Below are 26,056 nucleotides of genomic sequence, written 5' to 3' on the forward strand. Positions count from 1 at the left end.
TCGTATGTTAACAAACTCAATTTACTGGTATAGTAAATACTATGTTTTTTTAGAAAGTTACAATAAAGCGCATGAGCATCTAGAAGATCGTTTACAGAAAAGAGGTAGGAGACAATGAGTGAGCAAAATGAAGACAAGTCAAAAGGTAGACTGAAGATCCCGCATATTTATGTAATCTTACTTACGATTTTACTATTGGCATTTGTTGCGACATTTATTGTACCGTCAGGTCTATTTGACCGAGAAGTGAATGAAAACGGCACAGAAGTGTTGATTCCCGGCACGTTTACGGAAGTAGACAAAACGTACTTATCTTTCTTTGATTTAATGTTTGCTGTTCCGTCGGGATTGATCGCTGCTGGTGAAATTATCTTTGGTGTTCTTATGATTGGTGGAATGTTTGCCGTGTTAGAACGTAGTGGCCTCGTTGACATTGGGGTTAGTAAATTAGGCAGAACATTTCATGATCGCCCGATTATGATTATCGCTGTATTAATGTTTCCACTAGCGCTTTTAACAACATTCACGAGTGCAATTGAGTTATCGATTGTATTTGCACCAGCTGTCATACCTCTTATGGTTCGATTAGGGTTTGATCGATTAACCGCACTTGCTGCGGTATTAGTGAGTACCGTAGCAGGATTTACAGCAGCAGTTACTGGACCAGCAACAGTCGGGGTGGCCCATGAAGTAAGTGAGTTGCCTTTGTATTCTGGGTATGAGTATCGTGCGCTCATTTTTCTTATCATTACGACAATTGGAATTATCTTCGTAAGTCGTTATGCACGTAAAATTAAGCAAGATAAGACTAAGAGTCTTGTATACGGTGACGGAATTGATGAAACATTTGTCGGTCGTGATGATATTACTGAAGTGAAAGCGACGAAGCGACAAATGGCTGCGATTGTTGTATTGTTCGCCGGTATATTGCTTATGATCTTTGGACTCATTCAATGGGGTTGGTACTTCCGTGAACTTGGAGGGTTGTACTTAACGATTGGTATCGTGATTGGCTTAATTACTGGTCTAAACGTAAGTAAAATTGCTGAGACGTTTAATGATGGATTTAAGACGATTTTGCTCGGAGCGATGGTTATTGGCTTTGCGAGAGCCGTGTCTGTCATTTTAGAAGACGGTCAGATTCTAGATACAATCGTCAATGGAACGAGTCAAATTGTGAGTGCAATGCCAGGGGCACTAACTGCGGTATTCATGATGATCGTACAAGGGGGATTTAACTTCCTCGTTCCGTCAGGGAGTGGACAAGCAGTGATTACGATGCCGATTATGAGCGGACTCTCAGACCTTGTCGGTATTACTCGCCAGACCGCAGTACTTGCTTTTCAATTTGGAGATGGGTTCGCTAATATTTTTTATCCAACATCGGGGTATTTTATGGCAACCCTTGCGATTGCTAAAGTTGGTTGGGACAAATGGGTGAAGTTCATTTGGCCACTGCTACTCGTCTGGTATTTGTTGGCGATCGTGTTTCTAATGATTGCGCAGTTTATGAACTTTTCATAAAGGTTTAAAGCGGTGGTGACCCATGAGTTACCACCGTTTTGTTTTTGAATTGAGATGTTTCAACGTCTAGCTGTCTAGTATAATGACAACATAGAGTATAACGTCAGGGAGGAATACGTTTGACGACGGTAATTTTGGCAGAGAAACCAGACCAAGCACGAAGTTATGCGGCCGTATTTTCAAAGACAACTAAGAAAAAAGGGTACATCATCATTGAAGATGATCGTTTTTTTAAAGGAGAAGCGATTTTAACGTGGGGAGTCGGTCACCTCGTTGAACTTTGTTTGCCGGGCTATTACAAGAAAGAATGGAAGCGTTGGAGTTTAGCAAGCTTACCGATTCGACCAGAGAAAATAGAGTTTCAAGTACCACGAAGCAAACAAGAACAGTTTCAAATCGTAAAACAATGGTTAAGGAAGGCGTCTGAGATTGTCATTGCGACCGACCCAGACCGAGAAGGGGAAAACATTGCGCGGTTAATTATCGACAAAGCAGCTGTTAAACGCTCGGTACCGATTAAACGGTTGTGGATCAATTCTCAAGAAAATGACGTCGTTCGAGAAGGATTTAAGAACTTGCAACTTGGCGAAAAGTACGTGTCATTGTACGAAGAAGCGAAAGCTCGTCAGATTGGTGATTGGCTCGTCGGAATGAATGCCAGCCCTTTGTACTCACTGTTGCTGCAAGAACAAGGTGTCCATGACACGTTTTCTGTTGGGCGTGTACAAACGCCAACGTTGTATTTAATCTACTTACGTCAACGTGAAATTGAGAACTTTAAGCCAGAACCGTACTTTGAGATTACAGCGGACGTTACCGCCAAAAACGGAACATTTAAAGCGAAATATAAAGAGCGCTTAAAGACGAAACAAGAAGTGTTGGCATTGTACGAAAAACATGGCATTGAGCGTGAGAATGAAGGAAGTATTGCTGTACTAAATAAAAAGGACAAGCAACTACCCTCGCCTGTTTTACACAGCCTTGCGACACTTCAAGCAACAGCTAACCGTAAATGGAAGTACAGTCCGTCTATGGTGCTTAAGGTGATGCAAAGTCTTTACGAAAAGAAGTTATTGTCATACCCGCGGACGGAAAGTAATCATATTACGACTGCCGAATTCTCATACTTAAAGTCGAAGTTGTCTGCGTACATGAATGCGGTCGGTGTCAACTTTGAACCGGCTTTTCCTCAACCGCGCAAGCGGTATGTGGACAATCAGAAGGTGCAGGAACACTACGCAATTATTCCAACTAAGACGATTCCTACTGAAAAGAGACTCGCTTCTTTACGAACAGAAGAACTAAACATTTATAAAGAAGTTGTTCTTACGACACTTGCGATGTTTGCACCACTTTATAAGTTCGAAGAAACGAATGTTGAAGTCGATCTATTTGGACTTCGTTTACATGCAAAAGGAAAAGTTGATCGCGAGAAGGGCTGGAAAGCGTTACTTTCACCACGACAAAAACAAGAAGAGCCATCTCTACCAGTGATGGAAGTCGGTGAACGAGTCGATACAGTCATGAAAACCGTAGCCGACGAGACAAAGCCACCGTCACTGTACACGGAGGGTCAATTAATTCCGTTAATGAAGTCTGCGGGCAAGCATGTTGAAGATGAAGAAAATACAGCAATACTCGACGAAGTAACAGGTATCGGTACAGGTGCGACACGAGCAAGTATTATTGAGACGCTTAAAAGTCGCACGTACATTACCGTTTCTAAAAACCAAGTCAACGTCACTGAAAAAGGAAAAATCCTTTGCCAAGCGGTAGAGGGGAATTTATTAAGTAAAGCTGATATGACTGCGGAATGGGAGTTGTTCTTGCGACAAATTGGAAAAGGAGAAAAAGAAGGCACAACGTTCATCGCAAATATCCATCAATTCATCGATCAATTGATCCATAATGCCCCTGCGTCATTAAAAGAAGTGACGTTTAAAAAGGAATCACTCATGCAAGAGGCGAAATCAGAAGGGATTGGACCGTGTCCATTATGTGGCTCACCAGTCATTAGTAAAGGTCGTGTGTACGGATGTTCTGGCTATCGCGAAACGAAGTGTAAGTTCGTTTTACCAAAAACGATTGCGAAGAAAACATTAAGTGAAGCGAGCGCCAAGCGATTACTAACAAAAGGAAGCACGAGTCAGCTGAGGGGATTTAAAAGCAAGGCAGGTAAATCATTCCGAGCAGGGCTGACGTTAAAAGAAGGGAAAGTTGAGTTTAATTTCGACGCGAAACCTATGAACAATGCGAAACGTAAAACATAAAATCGGAGGTTCGTGATGAGAGACCAAGTAAGAAGCGATGAGGAGTTACAAGCGGTCACAGTTGGTGAGCGGAAGCCTCACAATAACACGATTGAGTTACATGAATACAATCCTACATGGCCCGCACAATATCAACTAGAAGAAGAGAAGATTTATCGTGCGCTACAGAGCGCGGTTGTTCAGCTTGAACACGTCGGTTCAACGTCAATTCCAAGGATGAGTGCCAAGCCGATTATTGATATCCTATTGGTCGTTCATGACTCAGCGAATGAATCACGTTATGTACAGGCACTCGAATCCATCGGTTATAAACTTGTCATACGTGAACCCGATTGGTATGAACATCGCCTGTTAAAACGAAACGACGAAGGTGTAAATCTTCATGTCTTTAGTGAGGGTTGTGAGGAAACCGGACGAATGCTCACTTTTCGTGATCATTTACGGACAAATGAAGAAGATTTCATAAAGTATAAAGAGAAAAAGCAAGAATTATCAACGCGTACATGGCGACATGTTCAACATTACGCGGATGCAAAATCTGAAGTTGTGGAAGAGATCATTCATAAAGCAAATCGCTAAGTTTTGAGGCAACAAAAAGAGGTGGTGAGCGGTGTGCCCCGTTGTGAATCGTGCAACAAGCGTTGGCGTCTTAAACAAACGATCGTCAAAACGAGTGCCATTGATGTGGATTTAGGAATGAACTGTCCTTATTGTGATGAATTACAATTTTTGGATGCGAAGTCACTCAAACGCAACAAGGTGTGGATCTTTTTCCCTCTCATCATGTTAATCGTTTACGGTCTATTAAATTTATGGATGTCCTTGCCGTTTTGGTCTTTTATTCTTTACTTGCTTCTGATCGTTGTGATTTTTATCGTTTTTTATCCACGATCCATTACTGTGACAAATGCTAAGCCGCTTCAATCGTAAGTTGAAGGGACTCGTTATATGATTTAAGTTAGATGATAAATCCCTCCAACGTAGTTGTGCTCTACGTAGAAGGGATTTTTTGGTCTGTTTATTGCGCAGTTTGTCCACCATCAACAGCTAAGTTCACGCCGGTAATGTAAGCAGCGCGGTCTGAACAGAGCCAGACTGCAGCTTGAGCTTGGTCTTCTGCCTCTCCAATTCTGCCGAGTGGGATGGCGTTCTTTACGTGCTCGGCTTGTTCGGGAGCCGCTTCCTCCCATTGTTTAACACTTGCGGTCATCGTCATCCCTGGACAGATCGAGTTCACTCGAATGCCTTGTTTGCCGTACTCTAGTGCAATCGATTTCGTAAGCCCATTGACCGCCCATTTTGACGCGCTATAGCCACCCATGTTTTCAACGCCTAGTAGGCCAGCAGTAGAAGCGGTGTTTACGATTGCACCACCTCCAGACTTTAACATGGCTGGAATCTCATGTTTCATCGAGTAATACGTGCCTTTTGCTGTTACGTCCATCGCACGATCCCAGTCTTCGCCTTTTGATTCAACAATTCTCGCTTGAGGCACTCCAATACCTGCATTGTTGTGAGCGAAATCTAACCTTCCATAGGTGTCAATTGTCGTTTGGACGAGTTGAATTACTTCTTCTTCATTTGCAACATTGCATGGGAAGAAAGTTGCTTCACCACCGGCGTCTTTAATTAACTGTACCGTTTCTTTCCCCATCTCTTCGTTAATGTCCGAAACGACGACAGTTGCTCCTTCTTTTGCGAAAAGAAGTGCACTTGCACGGCCGATGCCGTTTCCTCCTGCAGTGACGATCCCAACTTTGTTATCCATTAATTTAGTCATTGTGATGTTTCCTCCTTATGAATTCATATCAGAGTATGCCCAGCAAACTATTATTCAACAAAAGTATAGCACTGTATTTACCAGAATTAATAATTGAGGTAAGATAGACATTATCTTTATCAGAAAAAAGCGAAAGTTGAGAAGGGGATGTGACGATCAATCATGGGTGAGCAACGTAAACCTCGACTGCAAGAGATGTTTGAATATTTGCATCAAAATCCTGAAATGAGTAATGAGGAAGTAAATACGACAGCGTTTCTGAAGAAAGTTATTGAAGAATCGGGCATTAAGGTGAAGACGTTTGATGATCTTACAGGACTTGTTGTCGATGTAGGCAGTGGCGGACCCGTTGTCGCACTGCGAGCTGACATCGATGCGGTTTATCAAGAAGTTGATGGAGAGTGGAGACCAAATCATTCGTGTGGGCACGATGCTCATATGACAATGGTGTTAGGTGTGCTGTTTAAGCTTCTTGAACGAAAATCCCTTGATCGAACGTACCGGTTTATTTTCCAACCAGCAGAAGAAAAGGGAACAGGAGCATTAGCGTTGATTGAGAAAGGTGTCGTCGATGACGTAGACATCTTGTTCGGTATGCACCTTAGACCGATACAAGAGTTACGCGCAGGGGAGTTCGCACCAGCCATTCAGCACGGAGCAGCTCGCTTTATAAACGGCACGATTCGTGGAGAAGACGCCCACGGTGCGAGACCACACTTGACGGCAAACAGTATTCAAGTCGGCATGGATTTGTTCCAACAGCTAAATTCAATGCAGATTAATCCGATGCACCCGTATTCAGCGAAGTTAACGACGTTCCACGCGGGTGGGAAAAGCCCGAACATTATTCCGGGAAGCGCAACGTTTTCGATTGACGTTCGTGCACAAACGAATGAGACGATGGAAGAAGTGATCGCTCATATCGAACGATTTAGATCTTCACTTGAAACGCTACATAACGTACAGATAGAATTAACAACGAGCGCAAATGTCGCAGCAGCTGTCATTTCTACTCAAGCGGAGCAAGCATTATCAGAAGCAATTGTTACAACTGTTGGACAAGAATCATTAAAGCCTCGTCTTGTGACGACTGGAGGCGATGATTTTCATTTTTACACGATAAAAAATCCCGAATTAAAAGCGACGATGTTAGGAGTTGGTTGCGATTTATCTCCAGGGTTACATCACCCTCATATGACATTCGATCATAAACAAATGGAGCCAGCAATTAAAATCCTAACAGAAGCGATGACTACGGTAGATATTTAGGAGGAACAAGCATGATTACCATCCGAGAACTTACGACGATGGAAGAATTAGAAGAGATGATGGACGTAGAAGAAGCGGTCTGGCAAATGGAGCCGTTACAAGTCCATCAAACGTTCACGGTACTTAAAAATGGTGGGATTATTCTCGGTGCTTATGATGATGAGAAAATGATTGGGTTTTTGTATAGCTTTCCAGGGTTTGTCGAAGGGGACGTGTACTTATGTTCTCACATGTTAGGTTTTCTTCCGGACTATCGTAAGCGTGGCATTGGCGTCTTAATGAAGCAAAGACAAGCCGAGCTTGCTAAAGAACGAGACTATCAAAAAATTACGTGGACGTTTGACCCGTTGGAAACACCAAATGCGTACTTAAACATCCAAAAGCTACGAGCAATCGGTGCTCATTATAAGGTCAATCATTATGGTGAGATGGCAGATGAATTTAATACAGGTCTACCGACAGATCGAATGATAATTGAGTGGGATTTAACGAAGTCAACGGCTGTTGAAGAAGTCGTGATCAGTGACACTCATCTTCTACTACGTAATAACAATGGCCATCCAAAAGAGCACAACTCTTTTGACAGAGAGTCGAATGAACCGTACTACATCGCCGTACCGAGTAACTTCCAACAAATCAAAGAAGAGAACTTTGAGCTAGCAAAAGCGTGGCGGTTTGAAACACAACAGCGCTTTGTGGAATTGTTTCAAGCGGGCTACGTTGCAACCGGTGTTAAAAATGATCTTAACAACGAGACGACCTACTACAAACTGACGAAATAGAGGCGATACAATGAATCTTAAACAAGTAACAATTAGACGACTTAACATGGCCTTAAAAGCTCCGTTTACGACGAGCTTTGGAACATTCACGGATCGTGAATTTCTAATTATAGAAGTACGTGATGGCGATGGAAAGGTTGGCTACGGGGAGTCGGTTGCGTTTGCAAGCCCGTGGTACAACGAAGAAACCGTTGATACGAACGTTCATATGATCGAGAAATTTCTCGTGCCAGCATTACAAGAAAAACCGATCACTCATCCAGAAGAAGTAAGTGAGCGATTTGCGTTTATTAGACGTAATAACATGGCGAAGTCAGCGGTAGAAGGGGCCATTTGGGACTTGTATGCAAAGCAACAAAATAAACCGTTAGCAGAAGTACTAGGAGGCGTTGCGAAGCAAATCGACGTTGGCGTGAGTATCGGAATTAAAGATTCAGTTGAGGACTTAATTGAAACGGTCCAATCCCATGTTGATGCAGGGTATAAGCGAATAAAAATTAAAATCAAGCCAGGCTGGGACATCGATGTGCTTCGTGAAGTAAGGAAGCAATTTCCTACCATTCAAATGATGGGAGATGCAAACTCAGCGTACACGCTTGAAGATCTGGATCATTTGAAACAACTGGATGATTTGAACTTAACGATGGTTGAACAGCCGCTTGAACACGATGATATTATCGATCATCGTCTACTGCAAGAAGCGATGACAACGCCGATTTGCTTAGACGAAAGCATTCACTCTTTAGCGGATGCGAAAAAGGCAATCGCACTCGGAAGCTGCAAAATTATTAATATAAAAATTGGTCGAGTTGGCGGATTAACTGAAGCGAAGCGAATTCATGACTACTGCAAAGAACAAGATATTCCAGTCTGGTGCGGGGGAATGCTAGAGTCTGGGATCGGGCGTGCTCACAACATTGCATTGACGACATTGCCGCAATTTATTTTACCTGGTGATACAGCTAGTTCAGCAAACTATTGGCATAAAGACATCATTTCACCAGAAGTCGTTGCCGAAAATGGGGTTATTCAAGTTCCGACAGGAGCGGGAATTGGTTATGACATTAATGAAGAAGCACTTGAAGAATTTACGGTGGATCGTTCAACCATTGAGCTAGACTAACAACAGGACGTATGTAGACATCATAAGGGGGAGAGCCCGTTGGCTCAGAAAAAAGAGAGAGCTTCATTTATGGATGGGGGATTTGGCCGTTATTTTTTACCGGCCATCTTACTTCAAAGTGTATTGATCGGTGGCGGTTACGCAACCGGTCGGGAAATTGTGCAGTACGGTGCAGGATTTGGGGCACTCGGTTGGATTACGGGCATCATGATTTTTATCGGGTTTTCTGTGATGGCCATACTTACATTTGAAATGGCAAGAAAATTCCAAGTCTTTGATTATCGGTCGCTTCTAAAGCAATTGATTGGACCCTTTTGGTTTTTGTTTGATATCGTCTATCTCTTACTTGCCGTATTAATCATTTCAATTGTCGCATCAGCAACAGGTGAAATTCTTAATCAGACGATGGGAATTCCGAATTGGATTGGAATTGTCATTATGATGGTGCTCGTCGGTTGGTTGAATTTCTATGGTGACCGCCTCATTGAGAAGTTCAAAACAATTGGAACGATCTCGCTTATGGTTGGTTATGTGTTCTTTAGCATCCTCGTGATTTCCTCGACGTGGGAAAACGCAGCTGAAGTTCTTCGTACAGGGGATACGAGCTTTATCCCCGGTGAAATTAGCATTTGGATGGTGTTGTGGACAGGAGTCATTTACGTCGGGTACAATTTAGCCGTTTACCCAGCAGCGCTCTTTACAATTAAACGACAAAAATCAGTAAAAGAAACGATTGTTTCTGGGCTCATTGCAGGTTTCTTAATGACGAGTCCGTGGTTTCTCACTTACTTTGCATTACTCGGGTTCTACCCAGATGAAGCGGTACTCGGTTCTTCTGTCCCATGGCTCGTGATGCTTGATGGATATGGGTTATGGGTCATGATACTCTTTGGTTTTATCGTCGGATGGACATTGATCGAAACGGCGACGGGAATGATTCATGCTTTTATTACGAGAGTCGACCAGCAATTCGAGGAGTTTGGGAAGGCACCACTCTCTGGGAAAAAGCGTGCGATTGTGTCAGTTGGAACGCTCGTGTCTGCCTTTTTGCTAGCGCAAGTTGGGATTATTGATCTCATTGCTTACGGCTATACGTTCATGGCTTATGCAATGATTGCCATCTTTGGCTTGCCGTTACTCACAATCGGTTTTTACCGGATTATAAAGCCACAATGGAAAAAGTCGTATTGGGATAAGCAAAAGAAATCGAATGTTGATGCACAAGGGTAAAAAAAGAGGTTAGTGATGGGAAGTTGATCATTAGCCCTTCTTTATTTTGACTAGAGTTCGGTATGATTTTTCAAGAATGAAGAAAAAAACAAATCGTTTAAAAAGGCAGTTGAAGTATAAAGTGTTATACTGTGTGTAACTTATTCTAAGGAGTTCGACTGTAGTATGATCCCAAATCCACATGAATCACTTGTAGATGTTTCCAATCAATTGTTTGAGTTAATTGTCGATGAGCTCGAAGTAAACACAGCTTATGTCGCTAGAAGAGATGACAATGTGATGACGGTGCTTAATTCTCATAACAAGACAGAAGAAATTGTCCCTTCAGATGTCGTCGTAAATTATGAAGACTCGAATTGTAAACTCGTGTTAGAGAACCCTGATCAAGTACGCTCAGTTTCTAATTTGTTCACTGATGTTGAAACGAAGGATCGAACGGTAACTGAGCAGTTTCAAGTGAAAGCATTCCTTGGTGTTTCTTTACATCGGAAAAACGGTAAGCCATTCGGTACATTATGTGTGATGGACCGTAATGAGAAAGCTTTCTCTAAAGAACAAGTGGAGTTTATGAAAATGGTGGCAGGCGTTCTAAGTTATATGATTGAATTGGATGAAGCGTATGAAGATATGAAACTTCTTAGCGCACCAATCATCCCTGTTTCAAATCAATTAGCCGTATTAGCATTACAAGGGAACATTAATGAAAAGCGCGAACTGATGATTATTGAAGAAACACTTACTTACGTTGCCCGCGAAAAGGTTCAATACATTGCCATCGACTTGTCGCAAATGAATCGGACCGATCAATCGTTTATAAATCTACTTGAGAGACTCGTAAATGCATTAAAGCTAATGGGTGTCCAAGTGATGTTGTCCGGCGTACCAATTAGCCTTGCTGAACACTCGTACATTAACAATCGGTTGTTTGAATTAGAAGTCGGCTACGTTCAGAATCTATCTGATGCCTTTTCAAATTTAGGATATGAACTTAAAAAAACGATCCATTAATCGTGCCTATTCAAAGCGAGCCCATCTATCTGTAGACGGGCTCGCTTTTTTTGGTATGTACAGTGCCGGAGTGTAAGAGCTGGGTGTGGTGTAGCAAGAGGAGTGGAGTGTGGTGCAAGAGCTAGGCGTGGTGTAGCAAGAGGAGTGGAGTGTGGTGCAAGAGCTGGGCGTGGTGTAGCAAGAGGAGTGTGGGGTGTTGCAAGAGCTGGGTATGGTGTAGCAAGAGGAGTGGAGTGTGGTGCAAGAGCTGGGCGTGGTGTAGCAAGAGGAGCGCGTGGTGGTGCAAGAGCTGGGTGTGGTGTAGCAAGAGGAGCGCGTGGTGGTGCAAGAGCTGGGCATGGTGTAGCAAGAGGAGTGGAGTGTGGTGCAAGAGGAGCGAAGGGTGTCAAGAGGATAGCAGGATGGTGCAAGGTTGATCGGGCAAGTAGAAAACCCCTTCGTTGTAACATCGAAGTAGTGACTTTTGGGTTTTATGTAACAGAGTCCCGCCGGATTTAAACACCTATACAAGAGCTATTCTAAGTTGTCGTAAAAAGCGATGGTGCCATACTCATATGGATCCACAAGAGTAAGAAAAAAGACTCTCCGCCACTTTGGTTACGGAGAGTCTTTTCTTTTTCTTATATATTGTCGGTTGTGCATTGCATTCTTTGTTCGAACAACGTTCGTCCGATTATAAGAACGTCGTTAATAAAACAATCGCACCAGCGATTAAGACGAAGCTAGCAATGGAACGAATTAAACAGCCAACGCCTCTCATTACGAGTGGGAAAACGAAAATGACCATGATTGCGATGACGATAATGGTGATAAGATCCACGGAATCCGCCCCCCTTCTTTGATGTTGATTTCCTCTTCTACTTTTACATAAAGTTCCCGAAATGAAAAGCGTTGAAACAAAGTTAATTTTTCTTGTGTCATTCGATCTCTGTTATACGCCGAGTCATGAAGACAAGGTTCTGCATAATCTATCGTAAACAATGAAGAGGTGAAACAATGGGAGGTAGAGAAAGAAGGATTCAAATCAACAACAATTTGATTAATGGACCCGGGTTCGTTGAGTCCAGTCCCCCTGAAGAACAATTCGCATCGTTTTTAATTCGGAAAATTGACGTAACGACAGGGTTGCCGCTTGCAGGTGTAACGTTTACGTTGTTCCAGGGTAATACCGAAATTGCAATAGAAGTTACGAACGAAAATGGAGAAGTGCGCTTTAGTGATTTATCACCTGGCGAGTATCAACTTGAAGAAACAATCGGGTTGCCAGGGTATCAAGAGACAACGAATCTAGTAACAATTACGATCCAGTCTGCCGTTGAGATTTATATGAACGGTGTGCTTACGAACGAATTGACGCTTGAAAATGTCCCGGTCTTTCAACTGGCATTCTTAAAAGTAGACAACGAGACGAGGCAACCGTTAAGTCGGGCGACGTACACACTAACTGATGCGCTCGGTACTGTTCGTACCGTGACCTCAAATGCTGATGGGCTCGTGGATTTCGGTGTCGTACCACCAGGACGTTATGTGTTAGTAGAAATCTCTTCCCCGCCAGGATACGTTGACAACAATGTCCCACTTGAGGTAATCGTGACTAATGATGGAACAATCACCGTCGGGCAAGTGGAATTGTCTGAATTTGTAGCAACGAATGAAAGGGCTAGATTTGAATTTTTCGTGCGGAAATTGAGTGTTGACGGTACACGACTATCAGATGCGTTGTTTGAATTAATAAATGATTTGGGAGAAGTACGAGATGTTCAGGTTAGCGATTTCGATGGTGTTGCTAGATTCTCCAATGTACTTCCTGGACAATACGTAATCAGAGAAGCTATACCACCTGCAGGTTTTGCTCCTATTCAAACTGATTTTCCAGTGATCGTGAAGGAAGACGGTGAAATCATCATTAACAATGTTCCTGGTGATGGCTATCCAATTCTAAATGAATTACAGTAACGAGCATATCTGCCCCGCTTCAAGTTAACCCCCTCTAGTCTAAGACTAGAGGGGGTTATTATGGTTATCTAAAAAGAAATTGTCCAGTGACTGATTCAGGGTGTTTTGCGATTTCGTCTGGTTTCCCTGAGGCGATGAGTTCTCCTCCTTGATGACCTCCAAAAGGTCCAAGGTCGAGGACCCAGTCGCTACTTTCAATCATCATCGTGTGATGCTCAACGACAACAACAGTGTTATTCGCATCAACGAGTTTGGAAAGTAACGTATGCAAGTGTTTAATATCTGTCATGTGTAAACCGCTTGTCGGTTCGTCGAGCAAATACAGAGTATGACCTTTTTTTGCTTGGCTCAATTCTTTGGCGAGCTTTAATCGCTGTCCTTCACCACCTGATAAGGTTGTAAGTGCTTGCCCCCAATTTAAGTAGCCCAAGCCAACATCGATGAGAAGTTGAAGTAATGTGTTCATCTTGCTTTTCGTTTCAAAAAACGTAATCGATTGTTCAACACTTAAGTTCAGAAGGTCAGCAATTGAATGTTCTTTGAATTGTACAGAGAGGACATGCTCTTGAAAACGTTGCCCTTTACAACTTGGGCAGGTAACTTTCATGTCGGACAAGAAGCTTAAGTTCACATCAACTTGCCCGAGTCCTTCGCACTGTTCACACCTGCCACCAGCAGTATTAAACGAAAAATCCTTCGTTTTCAGACCAAGTTCTTTTGCTTTTGGCTGTGCAGCAAATTGAGTACGTAACAAAGTGAATAAGTCCATAAAGGTTGCTACATTCGAACGCTGCATACGTGTTAACGGGGATTGCCCAACTTGAATAACATGGTCGACTGCATCTAGGCCAACGATCTTTTCACAGCCTTTGTTTTTTGCAAGTACATCAAACACAAGCGTAGACTTTCCCGAACCAGACACACCGGTAACACTTGTGATCGTTCCGAGTGGGATGTTTGCGGTGATGTTTTTCAAGTTGTTCGCATTCGCTTTTGTAATGGTGACATAGTTTCCATTTCCATTTCGTCGTCTTGCAGGAAGTGATTGCTTTTGATTTAATAACGTTCCCGTTGGGGAAGAAGGGTTTTGCATGAGTTCTTGGGCGGTTCCTTGTCCAACGACTTCTCCGCCTTTTCTTCCAGCGCCGGGTCCGATGTCAATGAGGTGATCAGCTTCATGCATAACGAGTTCATCGTGTTCAATAACGAGCACAGTATTTCCTAAATCTCGTAACTGTTTCATTATCGAAATTAATCCGCTCGTATCTTTTGGGTGAAGGCCTGCGGTCGGTTCATCAAGAATATAAAGGACACCAGTTAGTCCAGAACCTAAAATCGAAGCTAGCTTTAGTCGTTGAGATTCTCCACCTGATAAAGTGATCGCTTGGCGGTCCAAGGTTAGATAACCAAGTCCGACATGAATGATTCGTTGTAAGCGTACGCGGAAATCATTTGTGACGGTGTAAAGAAGTTCATCTTCAGCTTTCTCATAAACCTCTTCTACATGATGAATCCAGTCGAGTACATCATGAAGAGGCGCAAGTGATAACTCTGGTAACCGCCTTCCTTGTACGGTGACTTTTCGTACATCTTCACGAAGGCGCTCACCGTGACAACGAGAGCATGTATGGCTATAAAAAAGTGCTGCCTCTGCAGATTTTCCGTCTTTTTCGTGATATCTTCGCCACATGCCGGTGATGATTCCTTCGAATTTCCCTTTTGCAACCGTTTTTGGTGGCTTCACATTTGGGAAGTGTTGAATGAACGAATCACTGTCTGTGCCATATAAAAGCAGATGCCATTCGGCTTCGGTATACTCTTGAAGAAGTTTATCCCCTGTAATTGTTAAATCGTACTGTTTACTTGCATTTACAATGGAGTGTACATAATGGTCAATAATTGACCGGTGCCAAAAGGTAACAGCCCCTTCTTGTAAGCTCTTCGTTTGCTCAAACACGAGTGAAAGGTCGATGTTGACGACGGTGCCGAGTCCCGTACATGTCGGGCAAGCACCGTCCATTGTGTTAAATGAGAAATCTGCCTTTGTCAACGCTTGGAGCGAAGCGTTGCAATGGGGGCAAGTAACCGTTGGAGCTTGTTCACCACTCGCACGCGCAGGTAGGATTTGATGGCAACTTGAACAAGTCATTTCCCCTTTTTGTGCGAAGATTTGACGTAGGTACGTATACAAGTCCGTGACCGTTCCTACTGTTGAACGAGGATTGCGGTTTGTCACGTGTTGCCCGATAGAAATCGATGGTGACAACCCAATCATGCGATTGACTTTAGGTTTTTGGATGGCTTCTGCAGACAAACCACTAGATTCTAAATATTGTCGTTGGCATTCACGTTGCAACAAGTCGAGGGCGAGCGTTGATTTGCCTGATCCGGATGGTCCGGTTACGACAACAAATTGATTTTTGGGGATGTCGAGAGTGATGTTCTTTAGATTATTCTCTCGTGCGCCTTCAATACGGATTGAATTATTCATTTAAGACCTCCTAGAAGTTGATGTGCAAGACCAATCATATAACAGTAATGCAAGTAGAGAACTTTCGTCGATTAATCCCTTGCTATATAATAAAAACATTGTCATGGTACTTAAAGGTTCTAAGTGAGGGATATAGAGATGAAAGTGTATAAACCGATTGAGATTGCAAGAATCGTTGGGGTCAGTACGAGTGCTTTGCGACATTATGAATCGTGGGGAATTGTGCCGAAGCCTGAGCGGTTTGAAAATGGCTATCGCAAATATACCGATGTTCATTTAGCCTATTTCCGTTGTTTGCGCGCGATGTTCCCAGCATTCGGTCATGCATTGACGAGCGAAGTGGTACTAGATATTAAGAACGGCAATCAAGATCAAGCATTTTGGCGCATGAATAAAGCGCAAGCAGATCTTCAATATGAAAAAATGACGACGGATCAGACGCTAGAAATGCTTCGAAACCCTGAACTTCCATTATCGTTAAAAGGTACCATAAAAGAAGAGATGACGATTGGGGAAGTGGCGGAAATTACCGATGTCCTCCCATCGTCGATTCGCCATTGGGAAAAAGAAGGGCTCATTACACCGAAACGTAACCTTGAAAATGGGTATCGGATTTACCAGTCTACCCACGTGCGGCAAATTCTATTGTTACGAACGATGAGAAAGACAGTCTTTTTTATTGATCAGATGAGAGAAATCGTTCAGGCGGTGGAGCACCATAGTGTGCAAAAGGCAAAGCAATCAGCTGAGCAAGCAAGAGAATACATCTCTGAACGGAATCGACTGCAGATGAATGCGATTTATGAAGTGATTCGCCTTTGTAAAGTGATAAACCAAGAGGATGAAGATGATTACTAAGGAGAGTAAAGAAGGTTAAAAGAAAAAGACTCTGTACCACAGGGCACAGAGTCTTTGTTATTAATCATCGCTTTCTTCTTCGTCAGCTTCTTCTTCTGGTTCCATATCTTCGAATTCAGCTTCCATTTGTGCTTCCATCTCAGCTTGGAATTCTTCAATATCTACGGCATTTTCGATGGCTTCTTCTGGAATGTCAATAGTATCAATTCCGTCGAAGTCAGAGAACGTTCCGTTCATTTGTTGATTAATGGAAATCGTTTCACCTTCTTCGGTCATTTCCATCTCAAAGTTCATTTCAATGCCTTCTTGATAGTACGTATCTTTGTTAATGTACATGACGTAGTCAAACGTATTGATCGTCATTTCATTAAATAACTGCTCCATTTGTTCAGCCATCATCTCATCGTTTTGTTGCGTTGCGACGATCTCTTTCGAAAACTCAATCAAGTCATCTCCTGAGCCTTCTACACTTAGTGCGTATTGATCGCCTTCATCAGACAAGGTAATGTTTTCTGTAAATTGTTCAAGAATCTCAAGCTGTTCTTGTGGTGACATTTCTAAGTCTTCGATGCTCATTAAGTCATCACCGAGGAGGTCCATTTTCATCCACTCATCAATCATTGGTTCAAACATGTAAAGAATACCGTCTTCATCCATGTATTGTTCGATTTCTACTTCTTCACCCGTCATCGGGTCAGGAGTCGTAATCGTTTGAGCGAACATCATCGGGTCCATCATGACGTCCATTTCAATTTTTGAGTCCATAGGCATTTCTTCACCGTCGAATGAAATCGTTTGGGCAATGTCCATGACACCACGATAACTTTCAAGTGATTCCATCGCCTCGTAAGAAAGTCGCATAACTTCTTCGGCTTCACCATCAGCCTCTGTTGCTTCTTCTTCGGTAGCATTTTCGTCAGTGTCAACTTCAGTTTCTGCTTCGTTTTCTACGTCTTCACCTTCTGTACTCGTGTCAGCATCACTATCATTACATGCGGCTAGAACTACGACGAATGTGGACAACGATAACCAAAGCTTCATCTTTTTCATAAAATCCTCCTAAAAGATTACGTCTTCACGTGTGTATCAGTCATAGACCAATACGACCATAACAAAACCCAATCATACAGGAAGAAGGTTTCAATATAAATGGGAAAAATGTAGTGTTGTTTAAATTGGATTAAAACATCGTATTTTCAGTAAAAAACATTTGGTGAGTAATAAAAAAACAGCCCGCACTGTTAGGCGGGCTGTTCTTCAACGGAATTTGAATCGGCTTCTTTGTTTTGTTTCTTCATCTTAAGATGGAAATACAAGAACGTAAGCACTAGTGTTATGACCATCATAACGACAAGTGGCCACGTTTCATACAAAAGTTCAGGTCGGTCCATATGAACTGTTGCACGCATACCCAGGACTGTATACGTCATCGGTAACCATTCGTGTACCCACTGAAAAGGTGCTGGTACGAGTTCAACTGGAAATGAACCGCCACTTCCTCCAAGCTGGATAATCAGAAGTATAATACCGATAAAACGACCAGGGTTATCAAGAATCGCTACGAGCATCAAAATTAATGCCATAAACGCAAGACTTGAGAACCATAAAAATAAGCTAAATAAGATCGGATTTGAAATGCTCAAATCTAAGCCCCAGAATACGACGGCGAGTAGAGCAGCTGCTTGCACCGTACTTACTGTCCATACGACTCCGAGCTTTCCAGAGAACCATTGCCAACCGGTCTCGTGTGCAGCGAGGGGATCTCGGAATGGATAAATAATGGATAAAGTTAGACCACCTACATAAAGTGCTAACGACAAGAAGTAAGGAGCAAGTCCTTCACCGTAGGAGTAGTCCTGTTGGACGCCTTCAGAAGCGGATTGTACTGGTGAACTCAATAACGCTTGTTGATTTTCATTAAGTTCATAGTCAAGTAACACATCAGAAAGGGTCGTCAAGTGTTCATGAAGCTCATGTGCACCGTCATCTAAGTCTTGGATTCCTTCTTTAATTTCTTCGCCACCGCTTTTGGCTTGGTGCATTTGATAGGAAAGCTCATCTGAACCTTCGTCGAGTTGTTCAAGACCAGCATGAAGCTCGGAAACGGCTTCAGTTGCTTCATTTAAAGTAGTTTCAATGGTTTCAATGATGGCATCAGTCTGAGATAACGCATGTTCAAGCGTATAAAGCGTTGCTGTAATCTCATCAAAAATCGCCATCTGTTGTAAGTTACCTGTGCCAAGCTCTTGAGGTAAGCTGTTATTCAACTGTGTAAAGCTCGCATTAACATCATCGACCCACTCCGAAATTTCTTGTTGCCCGGCGATAAGCGTAGTGGAAGCTTCGTCGTACGTTGAACGAATGGAGTCAACAGCCGTGTCGACATTCGTAGTCTGTTCTTCTAGATCTGCGGATAACTGCGTAAGTGAATGAGAGAGCTCTTCTAAGTGTGCACACACTTCTTCTTCACTCTCACACTGGTCGATCTGTTCATCTAACAAGTACAGTCGATCAGTAACCGTTGAATTGGCTTGTTGTAATCCGTCATTCATGCGTTCAATTTGCTCAAGAAGATTGCTTGCGTTTGTGATTGCTTGTTGATTTTCGTTTAATGTGTGTTCCCATTCGCTCCACGTAGATTGAGCGTCATGAAGTGTGTCGCGCACGTTTTGCCATTCTGTTTCGAGTGATTGTAAAGACTGCCTCAGATTTGCGAAGTCTTCACTCTCCAAATAACGCAACGCTTGTTGGACTTCATATTCTAACGTATCGAGTCGTTCAATGAGTTGGTTACGCTCATCACTCGTTTCATAGCGGTGGTTAAACTGAACGATTTCTTCTTCAAGTTGACCTGTGCCTTGTGCTGCTTCTTGGATGCCGTCGTGAAGCGTATTTGCACCAATTTCTAAATCGGAAAGACCGTTCACGAGCGATTGCATATTTTCATAAGCAGATTCAGTGCCGTCCGCAATTTCTAAAGCCCCGTCACGAAGGTCTACAACGGCTTCAAGTAACGTGCTGTATGCATCATTAGCGACTTCGACATAAGACTCCGTAAGCGTTTGGGATAACTCATGTTCCATTTGCGTAATGGCTTGTGAACCAAGTTGGCTGCTGACAAAGTTCATGTCTTCGTTAATTTCATAATAAAGCACACCTTGCTCAGGGTCCTCGTGCTGTAAAGAGGTGACGTGCTCAGAAAAGTCTTCTGGTACATGAACAAAAAAATAATACTCAAAGTCGGTTAACCCTTGTTGGGCAGTTTCATAATCTGTTAGTTCAAATTGGAAGGATTCATCATCGAATAGTGTCTCAACAAATTCATCCCCTGCATGAATGAATTCGTCATTAACTTCTGTTCCTGTATCTTCATTAACGATCGCAACGGGTAAATTTTCAATTTCTCCGTATGGATCCCAAAATGCCCAAAGTAATAAGCCACCGTACAAGACTGGAATGACCATAATTCCAAGAATGCCGATGCTCATTTTTTTGTTTTTAAGAATGGCTTTCCACTCATTTAGAAATCCTTTCATACCCTCACCCCAAAACTGTTTGACCAATTTGTTAAAATGGTCATTTTATTGTAAAAAAAACATCGCTACTACAGTTGACGAATAGCGATGCCGTCAAAAATATGGTTTTTGAAAACGTCGTATAATTCTCGCTCACTTAATGGCGGTTCATTTTGTTCCCAATCCACGATAAACGCCATGTACAATTTATAAATCGTAAATGCGGTCACTTTCGGGTTTGTTACGAGTAAACGGCGACGATTTGCTCCCCGTTCAACGACACGTTCAATTTGTTTCAAAATGAGCTCTTCAACCCGAGAGATTGCCATATGTGCCTCTTGTGTTCCGAAGACGTTAACTTCTTCAGTAAGCTGGGCGAGCAACTTGTGTTCTTTACGGTAACGTAAAACACCATAAAGAGCTTCGTGAAGTAAGTCTAATGTTTTGCCGTCACGCTCCATAATATTGTGAAACTGCAATTCTACATCGTGTATTAATTCATCCATGACAGCCTCAAACAGTTGCTCTTTATTCGTAAATTCCGTATAGATGGTTCCTTTCCCAACGTGTGCGACCTTTGCAACGTGAGCAACGGTTGTTCCTTTATATCCGAATAAGGAGAAAGCATGTTTGGCAGCATCCATGATGGACTGACGCTTGTTCGCAATCATCGTATGAACCTCTCCTTACATAATTGACCGTTTTGTTCATTTGGTCAATTCAGTGTAACATCAGCAGCTAGTTTGTGCAAATGTAAGATATGTACAGGACTCGACGTTGATTTGGTCTATGAATTGTTAATAAAAGGGTGTAGCATGAATGGGAATACTGTTATCGTCTTTGAATTTATACTATTATGAATTATCTTAGTGGAGGAGAATGTACGATGCGTTATTGGTTTTTGTTGGCTGTTGTTATTGTATTGACCGCTTGCAGTAGCGAATCAGTTGAGCAAGAAGAAGCAACCGTGTCACCTCGGGAACAGACGGCAGAAGAGAACTATTATCTACCAATGATTTTGGATCAACATGTACTGTTTTCTGCTGAAGATTTGCCTGCGGATACGAAAGAAATCGCTTTAAGTTATGAAGTGTGGGAGAACGGCTCGATTGTGGATGATCTGACTAGATCTATTGCCATCGTACTTAGTGAAGATCGTTCAATTGGCGATTATGATGATGTGATGCTTGCTTTTAATGACTTAGAAACAGGCATTGAACGTGAGATTGAACTAATGATTCGCACGATGGATGAAGAGAAAGTTGGAGGAACGTATAAAGGAACAGCCTCATTTACAGGCACAGAAGAAGGACTTGGAGCAGCCGTTGCAGAAGAAATTGTCATTGGAGATCGTAGTCCGTTATTTGTGAACTTTACAAGCTCACAGATGAATAGCAATTGGTATGAAGAAGGATTGCAAGAGATGATTCAAGCGAATGAATATGTCTTTATTGTGTATGTAGAAATCGTAGTTTAGTAGGCGAAGAAAGGGGAGAGCGTGTGCGAAAGAAAAAGTTCGACCTAGCGTTCAGTCTCGTCCTTCTAGTATTTCTCCATTTGTTGCCATTTTGGATTGAGGTCTATGAAATTATCGGTTATTACTTATTTATTTGGGTCTTCCTTGCGCCACTTATGGTGTTCCAACTTGCATGGGTTCATCATCCTCCTTTTTTTGTTGCGGTATGGCGAGTGGTATATAACCGAAGTTTTATTATTAAAATGGTGCCGATTGCGGTAATGGCGTCATTAATTTTTACCATGTATCTTCTAATATTGCCGTATATTATTGCCGGAGTAGACGATTTAGAAGCTTTTATTCAGCATCGCTTATGGGGAATTGCCCTTTTAGCAGGCTTTATTGCTTCTCTGTTTACTATTTTTCTTAGTGACGAACGTTTTGAAGAAGAGACGAGTCAAAGTGAGCGGGAGTATTAAACCACTCGTTTGAGACGGGTGGCGATTCGTGAGGTGAAAAAGAGATGAAGATGGTAAGTCAGCATCGAATAACCCGATGAATCCGTGGCGAATGCTCATTTGGTTGCTGATCGCTCAAATCTTAATTGCGTTTATCGGGCGTGGTGTTTCACCGCTTGGGGTATTCATTGGCGAGTCACTGCAGTTGACGAATGCACAAATTGGAATGCTGCCTGCAGCATTGTTCTTTGGCCAGTTCGTGGCCTCTATTCCGTTTGGTGTATTTGTTGATCGTGTTGGAACGAGGCGTCTACTGCTCGTCCTCACACTCGTATTAGGGATTAGCTTTTCGTTAGTGTCGTTTGCAACCCCGTTTTGGCTCGTACTCGTTTTGATGGCGATTGGCGGAGTTGGTTATGGGGCGTACCATCCTGTGTCTACGCGGGGGATCTTATATTGGTTCGATTCTTTGCAACGGGGAACGGCGATGGGCATTAAACAAATGGGTGTGACTGTCGGATCAGCGCTGGCAGCATTTCTACTCGTGCCGTTATCAGAAATGTTTCATTGGCGACCTGTGTTATTCGTGTCTTCACTCGTCTTAATCATCGGCGGACTCATCTGTTATTACTATTACCGTGACGCGGTTGTTTCTATGCCTAAGACGAAGAATGTCCGAATCTCAAGACAGCTGTTATCGATGTTTTCAAATCGCCGGTTGCTTTTATTAACGATCGGGGCGATGACGTTAAGTGCTAGTCAAATGTCGTTGAATACATACCTCATTTTGTATGCGACCAATCATTTGCTCGTCTCAATTGTGTTCGCAGGCATGTTGTTGGTCATTTCAGAAGTTGGAGGTTCATTGGGGCGTGTCATTTGGGGCATGGTCAGTGACCGATTGTTTCAAGGCAACCGGATGATTATTCTTTGCATGATTGCGACCATTTCTACACTCGGGTTTGTGACGTTAGCTACGTTATCTGAAGGTGTAAATCTAGTGGTACTCGTTCTAATTATCTTCGTACTCGGGTTTTGTCTGGCGGGATATAACGGCTTATGGATGAACGCCGCAACTGAGATCGTACCCAAAGAGCAAGCGGGACTTTCAAGTGGATTTTCAACGAGCATTGGTGCTTGGGGTGTTATTTTGGGGCCACCACTGTTTGGATTGATCGCGGATGTGACTGGTAGTTACTCGGCTTCTTGGGTTGTGATGGCTGTGCTTATGTTTTTTGTGGCAATTTTATTTTTACTTTTAAATCAGTCTTTACGTAATGAAAGCATCGACACATAAGTGCCGATGCTTTTTTTACATGGAAGGGGGTTCCTTCGCATTATTTACAGAAATATGAAGTTGAGCTGTTTTCGTTTGAATGTTTCGGAGTAACACGAAGAAAATCTCAATTGTAAGCAATAAGAAACCGGCAGGAATTACGAATAAGACCGGATAATACGGGATGACAGCTCCTTTCATACTAAACGCGACCCCTTCAACAAAGCCGACCCAAGCATACTGAAAGGCAAAGATTGTTAACATGAGAAAGAGGATCAATTCCAATGATACGAGCGCAATGGAAATGATGTATTGCTGACGATCTTTGAATTTTTGAACGAGCATTTCAAGTCTTGGCATAATGCCTGAGCTGTACACATAAGCGAGCCCTGGGAAAAACGCGAGTGGCATAAGGAAATATTGTGCGATTTCGTAACTACCGACTGTTGGTAGTTGAAACACGGTACGTAATAGAACATCAAGCGCAATGAGGATCATCATTAATGAGATCGCTGCGCCGCTAATGATGAGCCCGACAAACTTTATTTTTTCAATGCCTTTATATGCAGCATTCATTTAGAATCTCCTCCTACATTAAGCTTGGTAACCATGTGACAATTGGTGGAAAAGCAATCATGAGTCCACAAACGACGATGGCGAGTACAACAGCAAATATGCTCGTTTGAATAAACAACCTCTCTATTGAAATACCGGTTACACCTGAGACGGCGAATACGCTCAAGCCGACAGGTGGGGTAAGTAGACCGATCGTACAAATAACAGAAACTAAAATACCGAACCATAGCAGATCAACGTTCATTTCTTGGATAATCGGTAACAGGATTGGGGTCGCCATAATAATGACAGCTCCACCTTCAATGAACATAAACAGCACAAAGTATATGAAACAAATGAACACGAGCATTAATACGGGATATTCAATTAACGGACCTAAAAATCCGATCAATTCCCGTGGCAATTGAGAAATCGTAATAAAACGACCAAAGATTTGTGCTGTAACCATGATAAGAAGTACCATGGATGAGATCTTGATTGTTCCAGAAAATGAATTGATAAAAAATTGCTTGTTTACTTTTCCTAAGAAAAAGGCAGTGAGTAATCCGAGTATCGCTCCAATTGCGCCAGCTTCCGTCGGCGTAAACGTACCAGAGTAAATTCCCCCGAAGATCACAGCCATAATGGCAAGGAAGATTCCAATCACTATTAAAGATCTAGAAAGCGATAAATCTTCTGTTGTTTTAGCGGGTTCGTTTAGAATGTCGACAGAACGCTTTTTAATATCACGGTTGTACAAGAAAAGCATCACGAGAATAATAACGATTGTCATAATAAGCCCTGGAATGATTGCACCGATAAATAACGTGCCAATCGGTGTTTCTGTTACGACACCGTATAGAATTAAGACGATGCTTGGAGGAATAATTCCAGAAAGTGAACCAGCGGCGGCAATCGTAGAGCCGGCAATATCGTCACGGAAACCGTGTTTTCGTAATTCAGGAACAGCCACTTGCCCAAGAGCTGCAGACGATCCAGTTGTGGAACCAGATACCCCACCTAAAAAGGCTCCGATTATGACAGATAAGACGCCTAGAAGGCCAGATTTTCCTTTTGAAAGTTTGTACACAATTAAATACAAATCACTAACAATCCTCGATTGCACGATAAACTGCGCCATCAAAACGAACAACGGAATTGTCGTTAACGTATAACTTGCAATGACTCGATACGGTTCGACTTGCATGAACGTTGTGATGTAAGAAGGTCCTTCAAGAATGATGATGCCTAGAACACCGATACTGAGTAGGACCGTATGAATGTGCATGCCAAGAAGTAGAAAAATTAAAAATAAAGCAAAGATCACTAAATAGAAAATCTCAATCGACATCTTGTACACCCCCTATTATTCGATGGCTTTAATTTCGTCTGGGACGTCACCACCGTGTTTTATAATTAAGTCACGCCAAAGGATTGCAACTTCCCGAGCAGGTAGTCCGTTTTGTTCGTGCTCATCAATCCATGTGTGCCACGTATCGACCATACCGTTAATTAAATATTGCTGTGCATCCTCATCAATGTCTTCAAGATGAACGAATTCGGCTCCGTTGTTTAATGCTTCTTCTCGTATTTCAATCGCTCGATCTTCCCAAATTTGCCCACTCCCATCGAGATGATCTTCAGCGGTTTCCACCATGATTTGTTGTACTTCTTCGGGTAATGAGTTCCAGTTTTCTTCAGTCATGGCCCAGACCCCTGAAAAATGACCGAGATTAATCCCTTCTAACGTATAATTAAACACTTCTTGCATCCCGTATCCTGTCCAATCAGCAACACTGAAGAAAGCTCCTTCAAATGCGCCACGGTTAATGGCATCAAACATATCCGCTGAAGGGATGCTAACGGAGTTCACACCAATTTTACCTGCAAAAATTTCATGAATTCGTGTCGGAGAACGAAGCGACGCTTGCCTAAAGTCTTCAACCGTTTCTAAAGGATAATCCTTCGTTGACATGACATATTGTTGTGTTGGCGAATAGGGAATTACTTTCAAGTCTTTCTCCCCGTATTCAAGTTCAGTGAACGTTTTTCCGTCATCAGTAATGGGCTCCTCAGAGTAAATGAGGTCCGCGAAAGCTCGTGCAGCAATAACGGTATCCGATTCAAGTAACGGTAGCACTGTCACTTCAGTGAGTGGGAAGCGTTTTGGGTCATAGAGCGGCCAAAGTGGCGCGGCAATATCAATCGTTCCATTTCTTAGCGCTTGTAACTCTTCGTTCGTTGGCACTAGTTCTCGGCTAGTATATGAATCAAATACGACCTTTCCGTCAGTTCGCTCTTCCACGTCCTCCATCCATGGTGAAAAGAATCCTTGCCACCATCCGTTTTGAGAACTCACTAGAGAAGAGATCGTTAACTCGATCGGTTCTTCACCGTCCGTTGTTGTCGTTTCTTCGTCAACTTGCACACAGCTTGCTAGAATTAAGGTTAAAGGAATGAGCAGGACACTCATTTTTCGTTGAAGCATCATCGTACCTCCCCTGT

The 26,056-nt window shown here is 42.7% G+C and carries 24 protein-coding genes; 15 read left to right on the forward strand and 9 right to left on the reverse strand.

Annotated elements, in window-relative coordinates:
* Positions 1-114 precede the first annotated feature (114 nt).
* From JOD17_RS11020 to JOD17_RS11035, 4 genes are all read left to right on the forward strand, one after another.
* Complete coding sequence (locus JOD17_RS11020) at positions 115-1,524, forward strand: YfcC family protein (RefSeq protein WP_204697751.1); 1,410 nt, start codon at positions 115-117, stop codon at positions 1,522-1,524.
* Between the two features lie 119 nt (positions 1,525-1,643).
* A complete protein-coding gene (locus tag JOD17_RS11025; RefSeq protein ID WP_204697753.1) occupies positions 1,644-3,794 on the forward strand; it encodes a type IA DNA topoisomerase in 2,151 nt (716 codons plus the stop codon).
* Positions 3,795-3,809: 15 nt separating this feature from the next.
* Positions 3,810-4,373, forward strand: a complete 564-nt coding sequence (locus JOD17_RS11030; protein ID WP_204697754.1) for a GrpB family protein — start codon at positions 3,810-3,812, stop codon at positions 4,371-4,373.
* A gap of 33 nt (positions 4,374-4,406) precedes the next feature.
* Entirely contained in the window at positions 4,407-4,724 is a 318-nt protein-coding gene (locus JOD17_RS11035) for a TIGR04104 family putative zinc finger protein (protein WP_204697755.1), read from the forward strand.
* A gap of 88 nt (positions 4,725-4,812) precedes the next feature.
* Here JOD17_RS11035 and JOD17_RS11040 read toward each other — a convergent pair whose 3' ends face one another.
* Positions 4,813-5,574 carry a glucose 1-dehydrogenase gene (locus JOD17_RS11040; RefSeq protein WP_204697756.1) on the reverse strand — a complete coding sequence of 254 codons (762 nt, stop codon included), beginning with the start codon at positions 5,572-5,574 and terminating at the stop codon, positions 4,813-4,815.
* Positions 5,575-5,736: 162 nt separating this feature from the next.
* On the opposite strand from JOD17_RS11040, the gene JOD17_RS11045 reads away from it, so the two are divergent.
* The 6 genes from JOD17_RS11045 to JOD17_RS11070 all read left to right on the forward strand — a co-directional run bounded on the left by JOD17_RS11045 (position 5,737) and on the right by JOD17_RS11070 (position 11,484).
* Positions 5,737-6,843, forward strand: coding sequence for a M20 peptidase aminoacylase family protein (locus tag JOD17_RS11045; RefSeq protein ID WP_204697757.1), 1,107 nt, complete (start codon positions 5,737-5,739; stop codon positions 6,841-6,843).
* An 11-nt stretch (positions 6,844-6,854) separates the two neighbouring features.
* Entirely contained in the window at positions 6,855-7,625 is a 771-nt protein-coding gene (locus JOD17_RS11050; RefSeq protein ID WP_204697758.1) for a GNAT family N-acetyltransferase, read from the forward strand.
* Positions 7,626-7,635: 10 nt separating this feature from the next.
* Positions 7,636-8,748 carry an o-succinylbenzoate synthase gene (gene menC, locus JOD17_RS11055; protein WP_204697759.1) on the forward strand — a complete coding sequence of 371 codons (1,113 nt, stop codon included), beginning with the start codon at positions 7,636-7,638 and terminating at the stop codon, positions 8,746-8,748.
* A gap of 39 nt (positions 8,749-8,787) precedes the next feature.
* Positions 8,788-9,978, forward strand: coding sequence for a YkvI family membrane protein (locus JOD17_RS11060; RefSeq protein ID WP_204697760.1), 1,191 nt, complete (start codon positions 8,788-8,790; stop codon positions 9,976-9,978).
* A gap of 165 nt (positions 9,979-10,143) precedes the next feature.
* The gene (locus tag JOD17_RS11065; protein ID WP_204697761.1) at positions 10,144-10,986 is read left to right on the forward strand and encodes a GAF domain-containing protein; all 843 of its coding nucleotides are present in this window, start codon (positions 10,144-10,146) and stop codon (positions 10,984-10,986) included.
* A gap of 102 nt (positions 10,987-11,088) precedes the next feature.
* On the forward strand, positions 11,089-11,484 hold the full coding sequence (locus tag JOD17_RS11070; protein ID WP_204697763.1) for a hypothetical protein: 396 nt from the start codon (positions 11,089-11,091) through the stop codon (positions 11,482-11,484).
* A 175-nt stretch (positions 11,485-11,659) separates the two neighbouring features.
* On the opposite strand, the gene JOD17_RS11075 is transcribed toward JOD17_RS11070, so the two are convergent.
* Positions 11,660-11,806, reverse strand: a complete 147-nt coding sequence (locus JOD17_RS11075; RefSeq protein WP_169966280.1) for a hypothetical protein — start codon at positions 11,804-11,806, stop codon at positions 11,660-11,662.
* A gap of 176 nt (positions 11,807-11,982) precedes the next feature.
* On the opposite strand from JOD17_RS11075, the gene JOD17_RS11080 reads away from it, so the two are divergent.
* Positions 11,983-12,942 carry an MSCRAMM family protein gene (locus JOD17_RS11080; RefSeq protein WP_204697765.1) on the forward strand — a complete coding sequence of 320 codons (960 nt, stop codon included), beginning with the start codon at positions 11,983-11,985 and terminating at the stop codon, positions 12,940-12,942.
* A 64-nt stretch (positions 12,943-13,006) separates the two neighbouring features.
* Here the strand turns inward: JOD17_RS11080 and JOD17_RS11085 are convergent, their stop codons facing one another.
* Positions 13,007-15,433, reverse strand: coding sequence for an ATP-binding cassette domain-containing protein (locus JOD17_RS11085; RefSeq protein ID WP_204697766.1), 2,427 nt, complete (start codon positions 15,431-15,433; stop codon positions 13,007-13,009).
* A gap of 138 nt (positions 15,434-15,571) precedes the next feature.
* Here JOD17_RS11085 and JOD17_RS11090 point away from each other — a divergent pair, with 138 nt between their 5' ends.
* Positions 15,572-16,291 carry a MerR family DNA-binding transcriptional regulator gene (locus JOD17_RS11090; RefSeq protein ID WP_204697767.1) on the forward strand — a complete coding sequence of 240 codons (720 nt, stop codon included), beginning with the start codon at positions 15,572-15,574 and terminating at the stop codon, positions 16,289-16,291.
* Positions 16,292-16,351: 60 nt separating this feature from the next.
* Here the strand turns inward: JOD17_RS11090 and JOD17_RS11095 are convergent, their stop codons facing one another.
* The 3 genes from JOD17_RS11095 to JOD17_RS11105 all read right to left on the reverse strand — a co-directional run bounded on the left by JOD17_RS11095 (position 16,352) and on the right by JOD17_RS11105 (position 20,477).
* The gene (locus tag JOD17_RS11095; protein WP_204697768.1) at positions 16,352-17,341 is read right to left on the reverse strand and encodes a DUF6612 family protein; all 990 of its coding nucleotides are present in this window, start codon (positions 17,339-17,341) and stop codon (positions 16,352-16,354) included.
* Positions 17,342-17,532: 191 nt separating this feature from the next.
* The gene (locus tag JOD17_RS11100) at positions 17,533-19,827 is read right to left on the reverse strand and encodes a YhgE/Pip domain-containing protein (protein ID WP_204697769.1); all 2,295 of its coding nucleotides are present in this window, start codon (positions 19,825-19,827) and stop codon (positions 17,533-17,535) included.
* Positions 19,828-19,895: 68 nt separating this feature from the next.
* Positions 19,896-20,477 carry a TetR/AcrR family transcriptional regulator gene (locus JOD17_RS11105; protein WP_204697770.1) on the reverse strand — a complete coding sequence of 194 codons (582 nt, stop codon included), beginning with the start codon at positions 20,475-20,477 and terminating at the stop codon, positions 19,896-19,898.
* Positions 20,478-20,692: 215 nt separating this feature from the next.
* Here JOD17_RS11105 and JOD17_RS11110 point away from each other — a divergent pair, with 215 nt between their 5' ends.
* From JOD17_RS11110 to JOD17_RS11120, 3 genes are all read left to right on the forward strand, one after another.
* Positions 20,693-21,283 (forward strand): hypothetical protein, encoded by a 591-nt coding sequence (locus tag JOD17_RS11110; protein ID WP_204697771.1) that lies wholly within the window; start codon positions 20,693-20,695, stop codon positions 21,281-21,283.
* 23 nt (positions 21,284-21,306) lie between these two features.
* Entirely contained in the window at positions 21,307-21,741 is a 435-nt protein-coding gene (locus tag JOD17_RS11115; RefSeq protein ID WP_204697772.1) for a hypothetical protein, read from the forward strand.
* 76 nt (positions 21,742-21,817) lie between these two features.
* Positions 21,818-23,017 (forward strand): MFS transporter, encoded by a 1,200-nt coding sequence (locus JOD17_RS11120; RefSeq protein WP_204697773.1) that lies wholly within the window; start codon positions 21,818-21,820, stop codon positions 23,015-23,017.
* A 15-nt stretch (positions 23,018-23,032) separates the two neighbouring features.
* Here the strand turns inward: JOD17_RS11120 and JOD17_RS11125 are convergent, their stop codons facing one another.
* Genes JOD17_RS11125 through dctP form a run of 3 tightly spaced genes read right to left on the reverse strand, consistent with a single transcriptional unit; the run spans position 23,033 to position 26,039 of the window.
* On the reverse strand, positions 23,033-23,572 hold the full coding sequence (locus JOD17_RS11125; protein ID WP_204697774.1) for a TRAP transporter small permease: 540 nt from the start codon (positions 23,570-23,572) through the stop codon (positions 23,033-23,035).
* Between the two features lie 13 nt (positions 23,573-23,585).
* Positions 23,586-24,902 carry a TRAP transporter large permease gene (locus JOD17_RS11130; protein WP_204697776.1) on the reverse strand — a complete coding sequence of 439 codons (1,317 nt, stop codon included), beginning with the start codon at positions 24,900-24,902 and terminating at the stop codon, positions 23,586-23,588.
* A gap of 15 nt (positions 24,903-24,917) precedes the next feature.
* Positions 24,918-26,039 carry a TRAP transporter substrate-binding protein DctP gene (dctP, locus tag JOD17_RS11135; protein ID WP_204697778.1) on the reverse strand — a complete coding sequence of 374 codons (1,122 nt, stop codon included), beginning with the start codon at positions 26,037-26,039 and terminating at the stop codon, positions 24,918-24,920.
* Between the last annotated feature and the right edge of the window lie 17 nt (positions 26,040-26,056).

It is taken from the genome of Geomicrobium sediminis, from assembly GCF_016908595.1.
Lineage (GTDB): Bacteria > Bacillota > Bacilli > Bacillales > Marinococcaceae > Geomicrobium_A > Geomicrobium_A sediminis.